Origin of the sequence: Kribbella sp. NBC_00889 (assembly GCF_045207705.1) — a bacterium.
GTDB lineage: Bacteria > Actinomycetota > Actinomycetes > Propionibacteriales > Kribbellaceae > Kribbella.
This window is the reverse complement of sequence record NZ_CP108783.1, coordinates 8899824-8918085: the sequence shown is the minus strand read 5'-3', so window position 1 is coordinate 8918085 and position 18262 is coordinate 8899824. Positions and strand designations below refer to the sequence as shown.

21 protein-coding genes are annotated in these 18262 nt (G+C 68.7%); 14 read left to right on the top strand and 7 right to left on the bottom strand.

The genetic code is table 11. The features are described 5' to 3' along the window. Positions 1–15 precede the first annotated feature (15 nt). Complete coding sequence (locus OG817_RS44015) at positions 16–1206, bottom strand: MFS transporter (protein ID WP_406051059.1); 1191 nt, start codon at positions 1204–1206, stop codon at positions 16–18. A gap of 89 nt (positions 1207–1295) precedes the next feature. On the opposite strand from OG817_RS44015, the gene OG817_RS44010 reads away from it, so the two are divergent. Both OG817_RS44010 and OG817_RS44005 read left to right on the top strand, forming a co-directional pair. Then, a complete protein-coding gene (locus tag OG817_RS44010) occupies positions 1296–1607 on the top strand; it encodes an ArsR/SmtB family transcription factor (protein WP_393380027.1) in 312 nt (103 codons plus the stop codon). A 96-nt stretch (positions 1608–1703) separates the two neighbouring features. Then, positions 1704–3965 carry a PQQ-binding-like beta-propeller repeat protein gene (locus tag OG817_RS44005; RefSeq protein ID WP_406051058.1) on the top strand — a complete coding sequence of 754 codons (2262 nt, stop codon included), beginning with the start codon at positions 1704–1706 and terminating at the stop codon, positions 3963–3965. 18 nt (positions 3966–3983) lie between these two features. On the opposite strand, the gene OG817_RS44000 is transcribed toward OG817_RS44005, so the two are convergent. Beyond that, the gene (locus OG817_RS44000) at positions 3984–4853 is read right to left on the bottom strand and encodes a Gfo/Idh/MocA family protein (RefSeq protein WP_406051056.1); all 870 of its coding nucleotides are present in this window, start codon (positions 4851–4853) and stop codon (positions 3984–3986) included. A 178-nt stretch (positions 4854–5031) separates the two neighbouring features. Here OG817_RS44000 and OG817_RS43995 point away from each other — a divergent pair, with 178 nt between their 5' ends. Together OG817_RS43995 and tuf are read left to right on the top strand one after the other, a co-directional pair. Next, on the top strand, positions 5032–7413 hold the full coding sequence (locus tag OG817_RS43995; RefSeq protein ID WP_406051054.1) for a hypothetical protein: 2382 nt from the start codon (positions 5032–5034) through the stop codon (positions 7411–7413). A 293-nt stretch (positions 7414–7706) separates the two neighbouring features. Then, positions 7707–8894 (top strand): elongation factor Tu, encoded by a 1188-nt coding sequence (gene tuf, locus OG817_RS43990; RefSeq protein WP_393380034.1) that lies wholly within the window; start codon positions 7707–7709, stop codon positions 8892–8894. 63 nt (positions 8895–8957) lie between these two features. Here tuf and OG817_RS43985 read toward each other — a convergent pair whose 3' ends face one another. Continuing rightward, on the bottom strand, positions 8958–9215 hold the full coding sequence (locus OG817_RS43985) for a DUF4031 domain-containing protein (RefSeq protein WP_396392182.1): 258 nt from the start codon (positions 9213–9215) through the stop codon (positions 8958–8960). Beyond that, positions 9212–9958, bottom strand: coding sequence for a copper homeostasis protein CutC (locus OG817_RS43980; RefSeq protein ID WP_406051051.1), 747 nt, complete (start codon positions 9956–9958; stop codon positions 9212–9214). The genes OG817_RS43985 and OG817_RS43980 overlap by 4 nt, the downstream gene beginning before the upstream one ends. Before the next feature lie 315 nt (positions 9959–10273). Here OG817_RS43980 and OG817_RS43975 point away from each other — a divergent pair, with 315 nt between their 5' ends. From OG817_RS43975 to OG817_RS43950, 6 genes are all read left to right on the top strand, one after another. Beyond that, the gene (locus OG817_RS43975) at positions 10274–11311 is read left to right on the top strand and encodes a LacI family DNA-binding transcriptional regulator (RefSeq protein WP_406051049.1); all 1038 of its coding nucleotides are present in this window, start codon (positions 10274–10276) and stop codon (positions 11309–11311) included. A gap of 115 nt (positions 11312–11426) precedes the next feature. Next, positions 11427–11642, top strand: a complete 216-nt coding sequence (locus OG817_RS43970; RefSeq protein ID WP_406051047.1) for a hypothetical protein — start codon at positions 11427–11429, stop codon at positions 11640–11642. Positions 11643–11816: 174 nt separating this feature from the next. Further along, positions 11817–12161, top strand: coding sequence for a hypothetical protein (locus OG817_RS43965; protein ID WP_406051045.1), 345 nt, complete (start codon positions 11817–11819; stop codon positions 12159–12161). A gap of 169 nt (positions 12162–12330) precedes the next feature. Next, positions 12331–12726: a hypothetical protein gene (locus OG817_RS43960; protein ID WP_406051043.1), complete on the top strand. Its 396-nt coding sequence runs from the start codon at positions 12331–12333 to the stop codon at positions 12724–12726. After that, positions 12723–13148, top strand: a complete 426-nt coding sequence (locus OG817_RS43955; protein ID WP_406051041.1) for a hypothetical protein — start codon at positions 12723–12725, stop codon at positions 13146–13148. The genes OG817_RS43960 and OG817_RS43955 overlap by 4 nt, the downstream gene beginning before the upstream one ends. Further along, entirely contained in the window at positions 13145–14668 is a 1524-nt protein-coding gene (locus tag OG817_RS43950) for a multicopper oxidase domain-containing protein (RefSeq protein ID WP_406051039.1), read from the top strand. Before OG817_RS43955 ends, OG817_RS43950 begins: the two co-directional genes overlap by 4 nt. A 35-nt stretch (positions 14669–14703) precedes the next feature. On the opposite strand, the gene OG817_RS43945 is transcribed toward OG817_RS43950, so the two are convergent. Together OG817_RS43945 and OG817_RS43940 are read right to left on the bottom strand one after the other, a co-directional pair. Continuing rightward, positions 14704–15192: a Clp protease N-terminal domain-containing protein gene (locus tag OG817_RS43945; RefSeq protein WP_406051037.1), complete on the bottom strand. Its 489-nt coding sequence runs from the start codon at positions 15190–15192 to the stop codon at positions 14704–14706. Beyond that, entirely contained in the window at positions 15192–15416 is a 225-nt protein-coding gene (locus tag OG817_RS43940) for a hypothetical protein (RefSeq protein ID WP_360444900.1), read from the bottom strand. Before OG817_RS43940 ends, OG817_RS43945 begins: the two co-directional genes overlap by 1 nt. A gap of 124 nt (positions 15417–15540) precedes the next feature. Here OG817_RS43940 and OG817_RS43935 point away from each other — a divergent pair, with 124 nt between their 5' ends. From OG817_RS43935 to OG817_RS43920, 4 genes are read left to right on the top strand one after another with little or no spacing between them, the layout of a single operon-like run. Continuing rightward, positions 15541–15879, top strand: coding sequence for an ArsR/SmtB family transcription factor (locus OG817_RS43935; protein ID WP_406051035.1), 339 nt, complete (start codon positions 15541–15543; stop codon positions 15877–15879). Between the two features lie 49 nt (positions 15880–15928). Next, a complete protein-coding gene (locus tag OG817_RS43930) occupies positions 15929–16396 on the top strand; it encodes an SRPBCC family protein (RefSeq protein WP_396392190.1) in 468 nt (155 codons plus the stop codon). A 3-nt stretch (positions 16397–16399) separates the two neighbouring features. Further along, positions 16400–17005, top strand: coding sequence for a dihydrofolate reductase family protein (locus OG817_RS43925; RefSeq protein ID WP_406051033.1), 606 nt, complete (start codon positions 16400–16402; stop codon positions 17003–17005). 2 nt (positions 17006–17007) lie between these two features. Then, positions 17008–17598, top strand: coding sequence for a dihydrofolate reductase family protein (locus OG817_RS43920; RefSeq protein WP_406051031.1), 591 nt, complete (start codon positions 17008–17010; stop codon positions 17596–17598). On the opposite strand, the gene OG817_RS43915 is transcribed toward OG817_RS43920, so the two are convergent. Beyond that, entirely contained in the window at positions 17577–18227 is a 651-nt protein-coding gene (locus OG817_RS43915) for a peptidyl-tRNA hydrolase (protein WP_406051030.1), read from the bottom strand. The two genes, OG817_RS43920 and OG817_RS43915, sit on opposite strands and share 22 nt — an antisense overlap. Between the last annotated feature and the right edge of the window lie 35 nt (positions 18228–18262).

Genomic DNA, 18262 nt, shown 5'->3' with positions numbered 1-18262 from the left:
CCCGGGTGCGAACCGTCAGTCGGTCGCGGTGACCGGGACGCAGTCCTCTTCGGGCTCCAGGTGCTCGATCTCTTCCAGCTCCGGGTCGCGCCGCAGGGTGAACACCAGGCCGAGCACGATCAGCGTCAGTACGGCGGACAGTGGCGGCAGGAAGCGCAGACCGGCCACGTCGATGACCAGACCGCCGACTACCGCGGCCAGTCCGGCACCCAGGTAGATCGCAGAGGCGTTGAGCGAGATCAGCAGTCCGCCACCGAGCTCCAGCAACAGGTTCTGGATCGGCGGGTTGAAGGCCCAGGTGAACAGACCCAGCACGAACAGAGCCGCTGCGGCTCCGCCGATCGAGTTCGCGGTGAGGTCGAGTGTGGCGACGACGGCGATGATGCCGACCAGCAGCACGATCAGGGTGCGGATGCTGCCGAACCGGTCCGTGGCCCGGCCACCGATCACGTTGCCCAGTACGCCGCCGACGCCGTACAGGAGGAGCAGGATGCTGGTGGCGTTGCCGGCCAGGCCCGCGGTCTCCTTCAGGAACGGGACGATGTAGATGTAGACGCTCAGGGCGGCCAGCACGGCCAGGATCGTGATGGCCAGCACGGTCTGCACGCGCCGGTCGGTGACACCGGCGAACCGCTCGCGGAGTCCGACCTGTGGGGGTGCATCGACCCTGGGGAGTGCGGCACGCTCGACGATGGCGACCAGTACGGCGACGACGGTGATGAGGGCGAACACGCCCTTGTAGCCGAGTGTCGGGCCCAGGAAACTGCCGGTCGGCACTCCGAGGACCAGAGCGAAGGTGAGGCCGCCGAACACGATGGCGACGGCTCTGCCGCGCTCCTCCGGTGGCAGCAGACCTGTGGCGAACAGAGTGGCCGCCGGCGTGTACATGGCAGCGCCGAACGCCGCCACGACCCGGCCGACGATCAGCACGGGGTAGTTGGTGGCCACGGTGGCGATCAGGTTGCCCAGCGCAGCCAGCACGAGCGCGGCGATGAGCAGGGTACGGCGCTCCCACCGGCCGGTCAGCGTGGACAGGATCGGCGCACCGACGGCGTACGCCAGTGAGAATGCGGTGGCGAGCTGGCCTGCGGCGGTCAGGGAGACATGAAGCTCGGAACTGACGTCGGGCAGCACACCGGACACGACGTACGCGCTGGTGCCGACCGCGAACGCGCCGGCGCCGAGCAGGTAGATCCGTGCGGACATCGAGGACCTTCCGGACGAGGGTTTCTTATTTCGACCGATATCGTACTACGAAGTTCATCGAACTTCGATGGGCGTCGTATCATGGACACATGACGAGGAAGGCGCTCCCGCAGCCGGAGCGCGACGAGATCCGGGTCGAGTCGGTCCTGCAGGCTCTCGGCGAGCCGGTGCGACTGCAGATCATCCGTGCCCTCGCGGACGCCCCCGAAGGCATCGCCTGCGGCGAGATCGAGCTCCCGGTCACCGCCTCCACCCGCGCCCACCACCTGCGCATCCTGCGCGAGGCCGGCGTCCTGTCCACCCACACCGAAGGCACCCGCCGCATCAGCACCCTCCGCCGCGAAGACCTCGAGACCCTCTACCCCGGCCTCCTCACCGGCATACTTACCGCCCGCCGCTAGACCACCGACGGATGTGGTGGGCCTGGTCTGGAAACGTGAGGTCTTGGTGGGGAGATCGAGCGTTGGCTGTGGAGGTGGGGCTGGCAGACTGTGGCAGTGGTGGAGCTTCGTGGGCGGTGGAACGAGCTGGTGCCCGGCTCGGCATCGTTGGCGGACGAGCTGGTCGGCAGGTACGTCGAGCGCACCCGCCGGGCCTATCGCGACCAGTACCTCGAGATCGTCCTGACCGCCCTCGACTCACTCATCCAGCTGTCCACCGACCCGACCTCAGTCCGCCTGGCCGCCTGGTTCCACCGCGCCGTCCACGAACCCGGCGGCACCCCTGCCGAGGACGCCGACGCTTCCGCCCGCCTGGCCGAGCACCTGCTCCCGCAGTACGGCGTACCACCGATCCGCATCGCCGAGGTCGCCCGCCTGATCCGCCTCACCGGCGACCTCGTCGCTCCCCCGCCCGACTCCTACGCACCACCCCGCCGCGACGCGAACGGCGACGTACTGCTCGACGCCGTCAACGCGGTCCTCGCCTCCGACCCCAGCCGGTACACCGTCCACACCGCGGAGGTACGACGGGACGCCGGCGACCGGAAGGTAGCGCTCGAACGACGGTACGACGAAGTCCGCGAGCTCCTCGACGGCCACCTCTACCGGACTCAACTGGCCAGGCAACGCCTCGGCCCGGTCGCCCGCGTCAACCTCGAGACAGAGCTGACCGGACTCGACAGCGAGCTACCCGCACCGTGGCGCGGCTGGCAACAAGCAGCGCTCACCGCCACGGCCACCTTCACCGCAGTCGGAGCCGCCGTCGCCTCCATCGCCGCATCGGGCGCGTCCTGGCAGGTCCCGGCCGCCGAGGATGAGGCCGGCTGGCCTCCCGTCGTACTGGCGGTGGTCGCGTTCTTCAGCGCACCAGTGCTGTTCCGCTGCGCCCGCAGCGTCAGCCAGCGCTCCCGCCTCACCGCGGGCGCAATCCTGGCGGCCGCCGTGACCGGTCTGCTCGTCGCCTGGGCTCGAGTCCCCAGCATCAACCCAGCCGTCGGTGTCGGCCTCCGAGTGCCCCTGCTCATCTCCGCACTGATCTTGCTGCTCGTGGCCGGCACGGCAGCACTTGTCGCTTCGCTCCTCCGCACTCGGACAGCCCGCTTCCTGCCCCCGCGCAACCTCGGACAACAGCTCGCCTGGCTCGCCGTACCAGGGGTGATCGCACTCATCCTCCTGTTGATCATCCAGCCGCTGGCACGCAACTACGTGATGACCTCCAACGAGCGAGTGGACGGTCCGCGCGAGCCGGCCGGCCAGGCGTCGCCGTCCACCCTCGACGGTTCCGTCGCCTGGGTCAGCAAGTCGCTGCTCGGGTCCGGCGCGGAGGAGGCGATCGGCACCAGTTACGGCATCGCCATCCCACGGCAGAGCGGCGTGGTCGAGATGCTGGACGCCGCCACCGGCGTACTGCGCTGGCGCTACAGCCGGTCCGACTCCGACGAGAAGCCCAACATCACGGCGACAGGCAACGGCGACTACGTGCTCGCCGAGTTCGCCGACATCGGCTACCTCCTTCTCGATGCCGACACCGGTCGCCGCAAAGCCACCTGGCCCGGCGGCACCCGCGACCACCTGATCCAGCAGTCGGAACCGCTGCTGACCGGCGAGCACGTCGCCCGCGGCTCCGACAAGCTCCACGGTGTCGACCCGGACGGCCACCAGCGCTGGACGTTCGAGCCGGGCAACTGCACCGACATCGGCGCGGTCGCGACCATGGACACCGTCGTCGCGTTCCTCGGCCACAGCTGCGGCAACGAGAGTGACGAGATGACCGGCTTCGATCTGAAGTCCGGCAAGAAGCTGTGGTCCAAGCCGTCGACAGACATGTACCGGCGTCCGGCGGTCGTCGCCGGACTGGTCGTGGTCGCCGAGCCCGCGGGAGACTCCGACGTACCCGAGGCTCTGACTGCCATCGACCCACGCTCCGGCGAGATCAAGTGGCGCTGGCCGGTGCCACGGACCTGGGCGTGCCGGACGCTGCTCAACGCAGCCGGCAGATACCTGGTCGTGGTGGACTGCCCCGGCCCGAGCACGCTGGAGAACCGCAGGACGGTCGTGACGGCCATCGACGCCGGCACTGGGGAGACTGCCTGGCAGAGGACCGCACCGGTCAGCCCGAGGGTCAAGGTCACCGTCACAGCGGACGCCCGGGTCATCTCCCTCGGCCGCGGCGTGGACGGCTGCCAGGCCAACGTGATCAGCCGGCTCGGCTTCCGGCAGGTGCGCCTCCCGACCGGCATCTCCTGCAGCCGCGACGCCCGCGCCATCGGCAACCTCGTCCTCACCTCGGGCAACGACACCGTCATCGCCCTGCGCTGATTCAGAAGCGATAGGCGGTCAACGCCGCCTCAGTTGGGCTTCCGCGGACGCCAGCAGCTCGACCACCCGGACCCCGAAGGCGACATCGACCGGGTGCGACTCCCCTGACTCCGCCGCTTGGACCAGCTCCTCGACTGCCACCTGGTACACCTCCAGCGGTGGCGTGTACCTCTCCGGCATCAGCCTCGTACCGGCCTCTCCCCAGACGCCTGTCTCGAAGCTGGAGCCGGACGGTGGGGCGGACAGCGTCAGGCTGGCGGTGCTCGTCGCGCCGGATTCGTGCGTGACGACAAGGTGGACCAGCCCGCCCGCGCCGCCGACAGCGCTCAGCTCGACGATCGGTCCGAGCAGTGCGCTCAGGTTGGACAGTGCGTGCGGTCCGACGTCCCAGAGCGCACCTCGCTCCTCACGCCGCCACGGCGACTCGGCGTTCGGGTCCATCGCCGCCAGCATGCGGGCCCAGCCGCCCTTCCAGCCCGCCTGAGCCTGCACCTCCGCGAAGAACTGCCGCATGATCGGATCGAACCGGCCGGTGAAGAACACCAGAGTCGCGATCCCCTCGTCGGTCGCCTCGTCAGCCAGCGCGCGGGCGTCGTCGAGGGATTCTGCCACCGGCTTGTCCAGCAGCAGATGCTTGCCGACGGCAGCGGCCTCCAGCGCCATCGACGCCTGCACCTTCGGCGGTACGGCGAACGCGACCGCATCCACTGTCTCCAGTAACTCCGCGTAGTCGCCGTACGCCGGAACCTCCAGCTCGGCCGCGAACTGGGCGGTTTTGGCAGCGTCCCGGCCCCAGACGCCGGCCAGCTCGGCCCCGGAGGCGGCTCGCAGCCCTTGTCCGTGCGCCAGACGAGCCCAGGGACCGGTGCCGACGAGACCGAACCGCATGGTGTTCCTCCCGAGCCGGAAAATGTGACCTGCGCCGCAATTTCATCGATGGGATTCGATGCCTGACGCACCCATCGAAGCGGTCAGGTGACGAGCCGATATCGCTTTGGCCACGACCCTATCCGGGAACCCCGGATCGGTCGGCCGAGGCCTCCACCGGGTGCGAGACTCCTTAGCCATGGACCTGCGCGACCAGTGGAATCGCCTGCTGCCGCACGCGCAGCCGTTGGGCGACGATCTGCTGGCTCGTTACGCAGAGCAACACCGTTATTATCACGACCAGAGGCACCTGACCGAGGTGCTGCAGACCGTCGACCTCCTGGCCGGCGCCGCGGACGACTCGGACACGGTCCGGCTCGCGGCCTGGTTCCATGATGCGATCTACGACCCGCAGGCCGACCCCGGCGAGAACGAGGAGGTCTCGGCCCAGCTGGCCGAGCTCGAACTGGCCGCGTACGGCGTCGACGCCGAGCGGGTCGAGGAGGTCGGCCGGCTGATCCGGCTGACCGCCAAACACGACTGCGAGCCGGACGACGCGAACGGCGCCGTCCTGTGCGACGCCGACCTGCGCATCCTGAGCATGTCGCCGCAGCGGTACGACGAGTACGCCGCGGGTATCCGGCAGGAGTACGGCCACATCGGCGAGCGGGACTTCGCGCGCGGCCGGATGTCGTTCCTCCAGAGCCTGGCCGAGACCCGGCTGTACGCGACCGACCGCGGCCACACCGACTGGGAGCAGACTGCCCGGGAGAACCTCCATCGGGAGGTCGAGTCGTTGGGCCCTAAGGCGGCCCGGCCGATCGGCGGGTTGATCCCGATCGTGTACTTCGGTGCTGCCCTCGGAGTCATCGTCGCCGCCTCGGTCCTGCTCGGCCGTGGCCTGGGCGCGGCCGCCAAGTGGCCGGCCGGTCCGGACGACGCGGCCGGCTTCCCGGTCTGGACACCGATCGCGGGTACTGCGCTCGCCGCCGGACTGTCGTGTGCATGGTTCCGGCGGACGCAGCAGCGTCTGGTCACCGTTCCGGCTCTGGTCTTCGGAGTGGTCGGGCTGATCGCCGTCGGCATCTGCTGGTGGCGTTGGCCCGCCGCACAGCCCGGCGCGGCGATGTCGGAGCGCTGGCCGTACCTGATGCTCGCGTCCGCCGCGCTGGTGGTCGCCGGTGCGCTGCTGGCGTTGGCGAGACGTCTGCGGCGTGCACCGCCGTACTCACAAGCTCCACCGCGACTGCTCGGCATCGGTGCGACCGTGGTGTGTGGCGCGATGCTGGCCTGGATCGTCGTGTCGGCCGGCGAGCCGTTCGTGCAGGCCCGGCTGGAGACCGCCAACACGGTCAGCACGACGACTACGACCAAGCCCGACCAGATGCCGGTGCAGCTCGACGGAACCCTCGCCTGGAGCCGTGAGGTCCCCGCAGCCGGTGCGATCGCCGGTACTGCGGGTGGCATCGCCGAACTGCGACCGGACGGCGTGGTCATGTCCGACGCCACCACTGGCCAGATCCGATGGCGGTACTCGCGGGCCGACGTCAACGACGCCGCCTCCAGCGGTTCCAAGGGTCTCCTGATCTCCGGCGACGGGCGGACCATCGCCGCGCACCTCCCGTACGCCGGCAACCGTGCGCCGGCGGGCATCGACCTGCCGACGTACGCCGTACTCGACGCGGTCAGCGGGGAGGTGCTGACCGAGGTCCACACGGACGGCGTGGCTCTCGCGGTCGACGCGAACCAGTTGCTGGTGGCGGAGGGGAACTACGTCGTGGCCCACGGCGTGAGCAGTCCGACGCACTGGCGCACGCAACTGCAGTGCACTGTGACGCAGGGCGAGCTCATCGGCGACCTGGCCGTGGTCGTGGACGCGTGCGGTGGGAACGGTGCCGTCGTACGCGGACTGGACCTGAAGGACGGCGACCAGCGGTGGGAGGTCGACCTGGGTCTGCGGTTCGACCTGAGTGCCGAGCTGGACCCGGCCACCTGGGTCGGCGACCTGGTCGCCGTACCGGACACACGCGAGGTCTCCGGACTGATCTGGACCGGCGCTGCGGGCGGCACGCTCTTCCAGTGGTCCGTCGACGTCGGCGAGGGCCGCGTCATCTGGACGACCCCAGTGCCGGGTACGCCGCGGCCTCGACTCGGGCCGGCCTCGTGCGACGCACAGCTCGCCGCCACCCATGCATCGCTGGTGCTGATCACCTGCCGGAACGCGACCGACCCCGGCCAGCCTCAGACGTACGACGTGTCCGCGGTGAGCCCAGCGGACGGCACACCGCAGTGGCACCACCTCCTGCAGGTCCCACCGAGACTGCAGCAGCCGGAGTACCCGCTTGACGGCTTCGGACTGCTGCCGGACGGACGTGTCGTCACACTGATGCCGCAACCGAACGGCAGCTGCTCCCCCGTCCTGATCGGCACCACCGGCGTCCAGCCCCGCCCGATCCTGGCCGGCCCCACCGCCACGTCGGTCGCCGCCTCCGAAGAGGTCACCTGCAACAAGCCAGCCGTCACCGTAGCCGGCGCCCGCCCCGCCTTCTCCGACGGCACCCGCCTCTTCGCCCTCAATTAGGCCCCCGGGAATTCTGTTGCCCGGGGCAGCGTTCATCTCTACCGTGATGCTCATGTTCCGCGTGGTTCTCGAGTACGACCTGTCAGGCACCGGCCTGACGGGCGCTCCCACGTGGGCTGCGTCAGTCGATTCAGCAACCTTCACCGGCCTGCGAAGCCGACCCTCCTCCTGCTGAGCAGGACCCGCGGAGGAGGGTGGACCGCTCACCGGCCCCCTCCCGTGCGGTGACAGCTGCGGGAGGCCTGCCGGAGGGTCCTGGCTCTTCGAATCTTCTGACCAGCAAAGGAAAACTCATGGCCAAGAGCCAGTTCGTGCGGACCAAGCCGCACCTCAACATCGGAACGATGGGTCACGTCGACCACGGCAAGACCACTCTGACCGCCGCGATCACCAAGGTGCTCGCCGAGCGCGACCCGGCCGTCAACCGGTTCGTCGCGTTCGACGGTATCGACCGGGCGCCGGAGGAGGTCGCGCGCGGGATCACGATCAACATCTCGCACGTCGAGTACGAGACCGCGACCCGGCACTACGCGCACGTCGACATGCCCGGGCACGCCGACTACGTGAAGAACATGATCACCGGCGCCGCCCAGGTGGACGCCGCGATCCTGGTCGTCTCCGCGCAGGACGGCGCCATGCCGCAGACGCGTGAGCACGTGCTGCTCGCGCGCCGGGTGGGCGTGCCGTACCTGGTGGTCGCGCTGAACAAGGCGGACACCGTCGACGACCCCGAGCTGCTCGACCTGGTCGAGCTGGAGGTCCGTGAACTCCTGTCGGAGTACGGCTTCCCGGGCGACGACGTACCGGTCGTGCGTGTCTCCGGACTGCGGGCGCTGGAAGGCGACCCGCGCTGGACCGCCGCGATCGGTGAGCTGCTGGACGCGGTGGACACCTACGTCCCGGTGCCGGACCGCGAGCTGGGCGAGCCGTTCCTGATGCCGATCGAGAACGTCCTCACCATCAGCGGCCGCGGCACCGTGGTCACCGGTGCGGTCGAGCGCGGTTCGCTGAAGCTCGGCGACCCGGTCGAGGTGGTCGGTCTCGGTCCGACGGTCACCAGTACGGCGATCGGTCTCGAGACGTTCGGCAAGTCGCTGGAGTCCGCGGACGCGGGCGACAACGCGGCCGTGCTGCTGCGTGGCATCAAGCGCGACGAGGTCCGTCGCGGCCAGGTCGTAGCCCTGCCGGGCACAGTGCACCCGCACCGGAAGTTCCGGGCAACCCTGCACGCCCTGTCCACAGCCGAAGGCGGCCGCCACAGCCCCTTCGGAGCGGACTACCGCCCGCAGTTCTACTTCCGCACCACCGACGTCTCCGGCGGCATCGACCTGGGCGAAATCACCCTCGTCATGCCAGGCGACACCATCGACCTCACCGTAGAACTGGAGAAGCCCATCGCCATGAACACCGGCCTAGGCTTCGCAGTCCGAGAAGGCGGCCACACCGTAGCCGCCGGCACAGTCACAGAACTCCTCGACTGACCAACGGCCCCCAACCGCACAACGGTTGGGGGCCGTTCTGCTGCTTGTGCTGGACTGTTTGGGTCAGGGGCGTTTGCGGTGGCGGAGGCCTGCTGTGGTTAGGCGGCGGACTAGTTCTCGGCTGGAGACTGGTACTGCGCCGGCGGCGATGAGAGCTTCGTATTGGTCGCTGGGGACGTCGTAGTGGTCTCGGTCGAAGCCTCTCGCGGGGATGCCGGCGGCTTTGGCGAAGGCGTGGAGTTCTTCGTACGACTCGTCGCTGACGAGATGGGACCAGATGCGGTTCCAGGCCGGCCAGGCCGGTGGGTCGATGAGGATCATTCGCGCGGATCCACGGCGTCAAGATCACGATCGTTCTGGTGGCCGCGGGCGTCCTGGGCGTCCAACAGGTTGCGCCAGGATCGGACGAAGCCGGGGTTGACGTAGGCCTTGGTCCAGGAGCCGTCCTGCCGGACCGAGGAGCCGACGTGGAAGCGCCGTACGCCGGACTGGTGGAGCCACGGGACGTGCTCCGGACGGAGTGAGCCGCCGGCCATCATGACGCCGGCGATCGCGGGGTCTTCCTTGGCGAGCCTGCACAGGTCGTCGAGGCCGTGCGTGACGCCGAGAGCTGATCCGGCCGTGAGTACACAGTCGAGACCGGGCAGCGATCGCAACGCGCGCCACGCCAGCCCTTGCTCCAGTACGGCGTCAATCGCGCGATGGAAGGTCCACGGCGTACTGGCGAAGGTGCTCGCCAACGCCGCCACAGACTCGATGTCCACCTGGTTGTCCGCGGTCAGGAAGCCCAGCACGAATCCGTCGGCACCGGCCGCGAGGTAGGACTGCGCTGTCGCGGTGAGGCGGTTGAGTTCGGCGCCGTTGGTGACGAAGGAGTCGGACAGCCGCAGCATCACCCGCAGCGGGAGATCGGTCGACCGCCGGATCGCGCTGACCGTGGACACCGACGGGGACAAGCCATCGGCCTCCATCGACGCGCACAGTTCCAGCCGGTCCGCCCCGCCCTCCTGCGCCGCCTCCGCATCCGCTGGATGCAGCGCGATCACCTCCAGCAACGAACCCATGCCCGCCATCATCCCGCACACAACAGAACGCGCGGAGGTGGACACGGACAACGCCATCCAGATTCGCACTGTTGCCGGGGAGTCGAAGCCACCGCGATCACGTACCGACGGACGGGTAGTCCGGCAGTGACGCCGGCGCCGGGCCACCGGATGCACGCCTGGCGCCCCGGGCGGGACCGCACTACCACCCGTTCGTCGGTACATCCAGAAAGGTGTTGCACTCTCCCGAAGCCTTCTGTATCGTTTTTCTAGAACGTTCTAGAAGAACGATACAGAAGACTGTCACCAGGCAGTCCACGACCAGGAGGCGGAGAGATGGCGGGAGTCACGCTGAAGACGGTGGCCAAGGCCGTTGGCGTATCACCGTCGACTGTGTCCAACGCATACAACAAGCCGGATCAGCTGTCCGTCGCCCTGCGCGAGCGGATCCTGGACACCGCCCGGGAGCTGGGGTACTCCGGACCCGACGCGTCCGCACGGGCTCTGCGCAGCGGCAAGGCAGGGGCGGTCGGGGTGCTGTTCACCGATAAGCTCGCCTACGCGTTCTCGGACCCGTACGCGGTCGGCTTCCTGGCCGGTCTGGCCGAGGTCGCCGAGGAGTTCAGCACCAGCCTGCTGCTGATGCCGCTCAGTTCGACCGACATCGCCGGCGGCAGCAACGCAGTGCAACAGGCGGCCATCGACGCGGCGGCGATCTTCTGCGTGCCCGGCGGCCACCCGGCGCTGGACATCCTCGCGAACCGCGGCATCCCAGCCGTGTCCACCGACCGAGGCGACCACCCGGATCTGTCCTGGGTCGCCATCGACGAGGTGGAAGCGGCCGCCCAGCTGGGCGAGCACCTGGCCCGGCTCGGCCACCGCGACGTGGTCGTGCTGGTCGACAACGCCGAGGCGGCCGGCGGCAATCCGGTCGAGCTCAGCGTGGACGAGGTCGGCTACACCGACTGCGAGCTGCGGATCCAAGGCCTGCAGAAGGCGATGCCCGATGCCAGGCTACGGATCGTCTCCGGCGGTCACAACGCGTTCAGTTCCGGCCGCACGGGCGCCGAATGGGTGCTCGACTCACAGGACCGGCCGACCGCGATCGTCGGACTGAGTGACGTTCAGGCGCTCGGCGCACTGGAGGCGATGAGGGTACGCGGACTGGTCCCCGGCCGGGACCTGACGCTGGCCGGATTCGACGACATCCCGGCGGCCGAAGCGGCTGGACTGACCACGGTCCACCAACCGATCCGGGAGAAAGGCCGTGCGGTCGGCAGGATCCTGCTGGACCCGGCGGTCACCGAGCGACAGCTCCTGATGCCGACAGAGCTGATCGTCCGCGCCAGTAGCGGACCAGCCCCGAAGGCCTGACAACCACACATCACCACCCAGGACCCACGAGGGTTCCCGGGCCGATACCGCACGACTTCCGACGGCCGCCCGGCCGCCGGCCGACCCAACACGCTCTCAGGAAGGGAGCAGAACCATGACGTACTTCGTCGCCGGCAACACCGCAGTCGAGAACGCCCGCGCCCTGGCGCAGTCAGCACTCCCGAACGCTCCGCAGCAGCCGTACGACGAGCCGGTCGCACGCCACCGCCTCACGGTCCGGATCAGCGCAGTACTTCGGTCCGCCGCCCAGCGCCAGCTCGGTCTCGCGGAGCGCCTCGACCCAACCCCGACTTGCCCGACCACTGGCTGACCCGGACCTGCAGCACTCACCAAGCAGGCACGCCGCGGGCGGTTCACGCTCATCGCGGGGCTTGCACAGCCCGGACAGCCGGGTTGGTGAGTGCTGCGGGTCCGCCACCACGAAACCCCACGCCCGGCACCGGGCGTGGGGTTTTGTCGGTTCTGTCTGGCACTCTGTAGGGCGATGAGTGAGCCAGGGGTGTTGCTGACCGCCCGTGCCATGGTCCTGCATGACCTGGCCGTGCGGGGGTTCGACGACGCGGTGATGGTGTCGGTGCTCGAGGACGCCGTGGCCGGCCGCCAGTGGTGGCTGGACCAGTGGCCGGACGGCGCCGAGCACATCGCCGGTTTGGTCGCGCAGGACGTGCAGGACCGCCTGGTCGACTCCGGCGTGCGCTGGCCGCGTTGTACGGCGTGCGACGACCTGCACGATCACGAGCTCCGGATCGAGCCCGAGCTCGGCCCCGACCCGCGCTGGGTCTGCGAGCGCGCCGGCATCTCGGTCGCGCCCCTCGGCCACCTCACCTGACCCCGATCCGTCCAGCGAAGGCACGCTGGGCGGTCATATTCCCCTTGACCTCAAGAATCCTTGAGGTTTGACGGTGAGGTCCATGACTTCACCTGATCACACCCAGAGCGGCACCCCAGGGATATACCTGATTGCACTACATGTAGACAGACTACTATTGTCTGTCTACATGAAGGCTCTCGTCCCTCTCCGGCTGGTCGCCGGCCTGCAGGCCGGCGCGATCTGCCTGCAGCCCATCCTGGCCGGCGCCTACCTCAACGGCGACGGCCCCGCGTTGCGGATGCACGAGCCGATCGGTCTCTCCCTCGCCGGCCTCGGACTCCTCCAGTTGCTCATAGCAACGGCCTGGTGGCGCACCGGCGGCCGTGGGATCGCGCCGGTGGTGGCCCTGCTGATCCTGGCCGGTGAGGTGCTCCAGATCGCGATGGGCTACAGCCGCCAACTGGCCGTCCACATCCCACTCGGCGTCGCCCTGGTGGCCGGAACGGTCGCGTTCGCCGTCTGGATCAACCGGCAGCGAGCCCCGGCCCGCCGCCGCACCGAGCAGACGGAGGTCAACGCGTGACCACGCTCGCCACCGAGAAGCCGGTACGGCGTCCCGGCGCGACTCTGTGGACCCTCCGGATCACACTCGTCCTGCACGCGGCACTCGCGATCGCCCAGCCGATCTTTGCCGGCTACTTCCTGTCCGGCGACGTCGATGCGATCACCACGCACGCCGCGATCGGCGGGACCATCTGGATGGTGGCGATGATCCAGATCGTCGTCGCGGTCCTCTACTGGCGCCCCGGCGGCGGGCGGCTCTGGCCGACCTGGTTCACGGTCCTGCTGTTCTTCGCCGAGTTCGCGCAGGCCATCTTCGGCTACCAGCAGAACTTCTCCCTCCACGTCCCACTCGGCACCGCCATCGTCATCAGCATCGTCTGGATGGCCGTCTGGTCGTTCCGCCCCACCGCACGCCTGAGTCGCCAGGAGGCCAAGAAGTGAAGCTGTCCCGCCGTGGTTTCCTGGCCGTTGCCGGCGGCACCGGTGCCGCCCTGACGCTGACCAGCTGCGGCCTCGAGGCAAGCCCTGGGCAAGCGGGCGAACTGCTCCGCAGCAAGGCACCGCTCCCCGAGCCGTTCCAGGTCCCGCTCCCGATCCCACCGGTGAAGAAACCGGTCCGCAGCGACGCCCGCGCCGACTACTACCGCGTCGTACAGAAGAAGGCGAGCGTCGAGATCCTGCCCGGTCTCAAGACCGAGGTGATGGGGTATGACGGCCTCCTGCCCGGGCCGACGTTCGACGTACGGAGCGGCCGGACCACTGTGATCGAGCAGGTCAACGAGCTCGACGTGTCGACCGTCGTTCACCTGCATGGCGGTCACACCCCCGCCGCGAGCGACGGCTGGCCCCTCGATCTCCTGATGCCGGCCGGAGGCCAAGGGGAACACGCCGGGCACCACACCATGACTGGTGGTGACATGAAGACGGGTAGCCGGACGTACACGTACCCGAACACGCAACGCGCCGCCATGCTCTGGTACCACGACCACACGATGGACTACACCGCTCCACAGGTGTACCGCGGCCTGTTCGGCCTGCACATCGTCCGCGACGACGAAGAGGACCGTTTGCCTTTACCCAGAGGCGATCGCGAGATCCCGCTGGTCATCGCGGACCGCGCGTTCGATGACAACGGCGCATTCCTCTACCCCGTGGCCAAGGACGGCATCGGCGTCGAATCGCAGTACATGGAAGGTGTCATCGGCGACGTGACGCTGGTGAACGGCGCGCCGTGGCCGGTGCACGAGGTGGACGCGGTCCGCTACCGGCTGCGCTTTCTCAACGCTAGCAACGCCCGTCGCTACGAGCTCGCCTTCGACAACGGACCGGCGACGTTCGTCCAGATCGGCAGCGACGGTGGGCTGCTGGACAAGCCGGTCGAACACAAGACGCTGGTGATCGCGCCCGCGGAACGCTTCGACGTGATCGTGGACTTCTCGCCGTACCAGCCGGGCGACGACATCACGCTGGTGAACAAACTCGACGGCAGCGCGAACGTGATGCGCTTCAAGGTCGCCCGCAAGGCCGCCGACGAGAGCCGCATCCCGGACAAGCTCTCGTCGTACGCCGCTGTCCCCGAACCGGCCGGCCTGACCAAGCGGCTGTGGCGGTTCCGGCGCGGTGACGCGGGCGGGCACAAGGGGTGGACGATCAACGGCAAGGCGTTCGACCCGAAGGTGATGCAGGCGCAGGTGAAGCTCGACCAGTACGAGGTGTGGTCGTTCGTCACCGACGTTCACCACCCGGTCCACGTCCACCTCGCGCCGTTCCAGGTGCTGCGGCGTGGCGGCGGCGACCCCGGCGAGTACGACGGCGGCTGGAAGGACACCGTCGACATCCGGCCCGCCGAGGTGGTCGACGTACTGGTCAAGTTCACCGCCCACAAGGGCAAGTACCTGATCCACTGCCACAACCTCGAGCACGAGGACATGGCGATGATGGCCGCCTTCGAGACGATCTAGCTGCCTCGGCCGGGACGTTGGTCAGCTGCGGGCACTTAGTGGTCGCCTGCGGCGAGGGCTTCGGCGGCGCGGGTGCGGAGGGCGGCGCGGTCGACTCCGGCGGCCTGGAGCGCACGGGCGACCCGGCCGCGTTCGGTGTCGAGGATGCCGACCAGGATGCGCAGAGGGCCGAGCCGGCCGGCCAGCTTCGGGGGTGCGTCCATGGCGCGCTTGAGCAGCAGCCGGGTGGAGTCGCCGATGTGCGGGTTGCGACTCTCATCTGGCGTTGCCTCGGGCAACAAACCGATCCGGACCGCGATCCCGGCGACGGCCAGGCTCTGCTCCCACTCGCGATCCAGGGCGGCCCGGATCGTCTCCTCGGTCAGACCGGCCTCGGCCAGCATCCGGGCCGCGGACGTGGTCCGGGTCGCGGCCAGCGCGAGCAGCACATGCTCGGCCTCGATCGACCGGGAACCGTCCCGCCGCGCCACCGTGCGGGCTTCGCGCACCAGCAGCGCGCGCACGTCTTTCGCATCCGACGCCATCAACGCCTCCTCAGGGCGACGCCCGCGGCGACCAGCCGCCGGGCGTGTTTCTTGTGCACGGCCTGCCGGGTGACCCCCAGCACCTCGGCCACGTCGGACCAGCTCCAGCCGGCCCGCATCGCCTGCTCCACCTGGCTGTCCTCCAGCCGGTCGGCCAGCCGGCGCAACGCGACCACCGCGGCAAGACCTGCCGCGGGGTCCTCGGGATCCACCAACTCGGTCATATAAGCAACTTAGGTTGACACATTCGATCTGTCAACCAAAGTTGCTAAAACCTGGCCCTTGACGCTCGGCGCCGATCGTCCCTATATTCAACACATCAGTTGATCAAAGGAACGGTTGATAAAGATGTCAGTTGACGACGAGCAACTCGACCGGGCGTTCACCGCCCTCGGTGACCCGGTCCGCCGAGCGATGATCGCGCGACTGTCCCGCGGTCCGGCCACCGTGAACGAACTGGCCGAACCGTTCCCGATCACCAAGCAGGCGGTGTCGCGCCACATCCAGGTGCTGGAGACCGCCGGGCTGATCACCCGGACCCGGGACGGTCAGCGCCGTCCCTGCCACCTGGTGCCGGCCGCCCTCGAAGCACTGACGAGCTGGATCGACGAGTACCGGTTGGAGACCGAACGTCGCTTCCGCCGGATGGACGCCTTGCTCCAGACAGTGCGAGAGCGGGAGCAGTGAAGGAAAGCAAAGAGAAGTGATGAGAGCGAACCGCAAAGGAGCAGGAAAGATGAGCACCACGATCAACACCCCCGCAGGCACCCCGTTCGTCGAGGTCACCCGCGAGTTCGACGCCACGCCGGCGCAGCTGTTCAAGATCAGCACCGACCCGGACCTGGTCGCCCAGTGGATGGGCCCGCGCAACCTCGAGATGACCGTCGAGAAGTACGACGTACGCCCCGGCGGCAGCTACCGCTACATCCACCGCGACGACTCCGGTGAGTACGCCTTCCGCGGCGTCTTCCACACCGTCGAGCAGGACAAGCTGGTCATCCAGACCTTCGAGTGGGAAGGCGCTCCCGGCGAGGTCTGCCTCGAGAAGATGACCTTGGAGCCGACCGAGACCGGCGTGCGGTTGCACCAGCAGTCGGTGTTCCCGTCGGTCGAGGCCCGCGACCAGTCGATCGAGTACGGCATGGAGCACGGCATCCGCGACTCGATGGACCGGCTGGCCGAGCTGCTCGCGAAGGAGGCCTGACCGATGAGCCAGGTCGTCATCGACATCTCGGTGTCCCTGGACGGCTACGTCACCGGGCCCAATGTCGGCATCGACAACGGGCTCGGCGACGGCGGCGAGGTCCTGCACCACTGGGTCTTCCAGGGCAATGCCGAGGACAACGCCGTACTGGACGCCGCGTTCGAGGCCACCGGTGCGGTCATCCAGGGCCGGAACCTGTTCGACGTCATCGACGCTCCGAAGGGCTGGAGCGACGAGATGGGGTACGGCGCGAAGCCCACGGGCGAGATCAATCCGCCGGTCTTCGTCATCACCCACTCCGCGCCGGACAAGACCCGGCTGGGTGACCGATTCCGCTTCGTCGGTAGTCCGGAGGAAGCCGTCGCGCAGGCCAAGGAAGTTGCCGGGGACAAGGATGTCTTCGTGATGGGCGGCGGGCAGGTCTGTTACGAGGTCCTCGCCGCCGGGCTGGCCGACGTACTGCGGTTGCACGTGGCATCTGTCGTGCTGGGCGGCGGGACCAGGTTGTTCCCGGCCGAGCCGGCTCAGGCTGTCGAGGTCGAGCTGGTCGAAGCGGTGTCCACGCCGGCCGCACAGCACCTCACCTACCGAGTCGCGAAAGGAAAGTAGCCATGGGCAACGTCATTGCCTCCGCCGTGGTGTCACTGGACGGGTTCGTCGCGGACACCGAGGACGGCGTCGGGCCGTTGTTCGACTGGTACAACAACGGTCCGGTCGAGATCTACGGCACCGACCAGGGGCGGCCGTTCCACGTCAGTCAGGCCAGCGCGGACTACATGAAGTCGACCTGGCCGAACATCGCGTCGTGCGTGATCGGGCGACGCCTGTTCGACATCACGAACGGCTGGAACGGCATACCGGCGGTGGGCGACCATGTCTTCGTCGTCACCCACGAGCCGCCGACCGACTGGCCCTTCCCGGACGCGCCGTTCACCTTCGTCAACGGGATCGAGAACGCGATCGCGCAGGCCAAGGAACACGCCGGCGACCGCGACGTCAGCGTGACCGGTGGCAACCTCACCGGCCAGGCGATCACGGCCGGACTGGTCGACGAGATCGCCTACAGCCTGGTCCCGGTGCTGTTCGGCACCGGCCGCAAGTTCTTCGGCGACTACATCGGCCCGCAGGTCATGCTCGACGATCCGCGCGTGGTCCAGGGCGACCGCGTCACCCACCTGCACTACCGCGTGAGCAAGGGATGATCCGCGATGACGGTCCTGGACCCGGGCTCCACTTCAGTGAAGCCCGCGTCCTGGACCACCGGTAGCCCACTGGCCAGCAAGCTCTCCCACTGCGCAGCGCTCGCAGTGCGCACCGCCAGCGCGAAGTCCGCAGCAGCCCAGGCCTTCCGCGCCACTGTCGACAGCGCCCACCAGGCGAGCTGCGCACCATGACCGCACTGCGCCATCGCCTTGCCGCTGGACATCTCCAATTCCGGATTGATCCACAGGACGGGTACACCGGGCTCGGGCGCCGCTGGGTCCTCGGGGTCCTCGAAGTCGGTGCCACTCACCTGCAGGTTGGCAAGCTCCGACGGTACGGCGTCCAGCGGGGTCGGCGGGAAGACACGGACTTCCGCGGTCACACCGGTCATGGTGATGCCGGGAACGGATTCGAGCCGGCGCCACTCGACACCACGGCAGCGTTTGACGATCTTCCGGATCCGATCGTCCTGCCAGGCGATCATCGCCTCGGCCCACTCCCCCTCACCGGTCGAACGGTCGTCGGCCAAGATCGCCAGGACCGCGCGCGCCGCCGTCTCCAGCGCGTCGGTTTGCGCCGGCCGAGCGTTCTTCTCCACTCGAACCACCAGCGTCATCACATGCTCCACGCTGTGAGTCTTTCAAACTTCTTGCCGGTCGATCA

Bases quoted from the DNA above. Each gene is read 5' to 3' on its own strand.
- OG817_RS44015 (WP_406051059.1), bottom strand. From the start codon at position 1,206: ATGTCCGCACGGATCTACCTGCTCGGCGCCGGCGCGTTCGCGGTCGGC.
- OG817_RS44010 (WP_393380027.1), top strand. From the start codon at position 1,296: ATGACGAGGAAGGCGCTCCCGCAGCCGGAGCGCGACGAGATCCGGGTC.
- OG817_RS44000 (WP_406051056.1), bottom strand. From the start codon at position 4,853: ATGCGGTTCGGTCTCGTCGGCACCGGTCCCTGGGCTCGTCTGGCGCAC.
- OG817_RS43995 (WP_406051054.1), top strand. From the start codon at position 5,032: ATGGACCTGCGCGACCAGTGGAATCGCCTGCTGCCGCACGCGCAGCCG.
- tuf (WP_393380034.1), top strand. From the start codon at position 7,707: ATGGCCAAGAGCCAGTTCGTGCGGACCAAGCCGCACCTCAACATCGGA.
- OG817_RS43985 (WP_396392182.1), bottom strand. From the start codon at position 9,215: ATGATCCTCATCGACCCACCGGCCTGGCCGGCCTGGAACCGCATCTGG.
- OG817_RS43980 (WP_406051051.1), bottom strand. From the start codon at position 9,958: ATGGGTTCGTTGCTGGAGGTGATCGCGCTGCATCCAGCGGATGCGGAG.
- OG817_RS43975 (WP_406051049.1), top strand. From the start codon at position 10,274: ATGGCGGGAGTCACGCTGAAGACGGTGGCCAAGGCCGTTGGCGTATCA.
- OG817_RS43970 (WP_406051047.1), top strand. From the start codon at position 11,427: ATGACGTACTTCGTCGCCGGCAACACCGCAGTCGAGAACGCCCGCGCC.
- OG817_RS43965 (WP_406051045.1), top strand. From the start codon at position 11,817: ATGAGTGAGCCAGGGGTGTTGCTGACCGCCCGTGCCATGGTCCTGCAT.
- OG817_RS43960 (WP_406051043.1), top strand. From the start codon at position 12,331: ATGAAGGCTCTCGTCCCTCTCCGGCTGGTCGCCGGCCTGCAGGCCGGC.
- OG817_RS43945 (WP_406051037.1), bottom strand. From the start codon at position 15,192: ATGGCGTCGGATGCGAAAGACGTGCGCGCGCTGCTGGTGCGCGAAGCC.
- OG817_RS43940 (WP_360444900.1), bottom strand. From the start codon at position 15,416: ATGACCGAGTTGGTGGATCCCGAGGACCCCGCGGCAGGTCTTGCCGCG.
- OG817_RS43935 (WP_406051035.1), top strand. From the start codon at position 15,541: ATGTCAGTTGACGACGAGCAACTCGACCGGGCGTTCACCGCCCTCGGT.
- OG817_RS43930 (WP_396392190.1), top strand. From the start codon at position 15,929: ATGAGCACCACGATCAACACCCCCGCAGGCACCCCGTTCGTCGAGGTC.
- OG817_RS43925 (WP_406051033.1), top strand. From the start codon at position 16,400: ATGAGCCAGGTCGTCATCGACATCTCGGTGTCCCTGGACGGCTACGTC.
- OG817_RS43920 (WP_406051031.1), top strand. From the start codon at position 17,008: ATGGGCAACGTCATTGCCTCCGCCGTGGTGTCACTGGACGGGTTCGTC.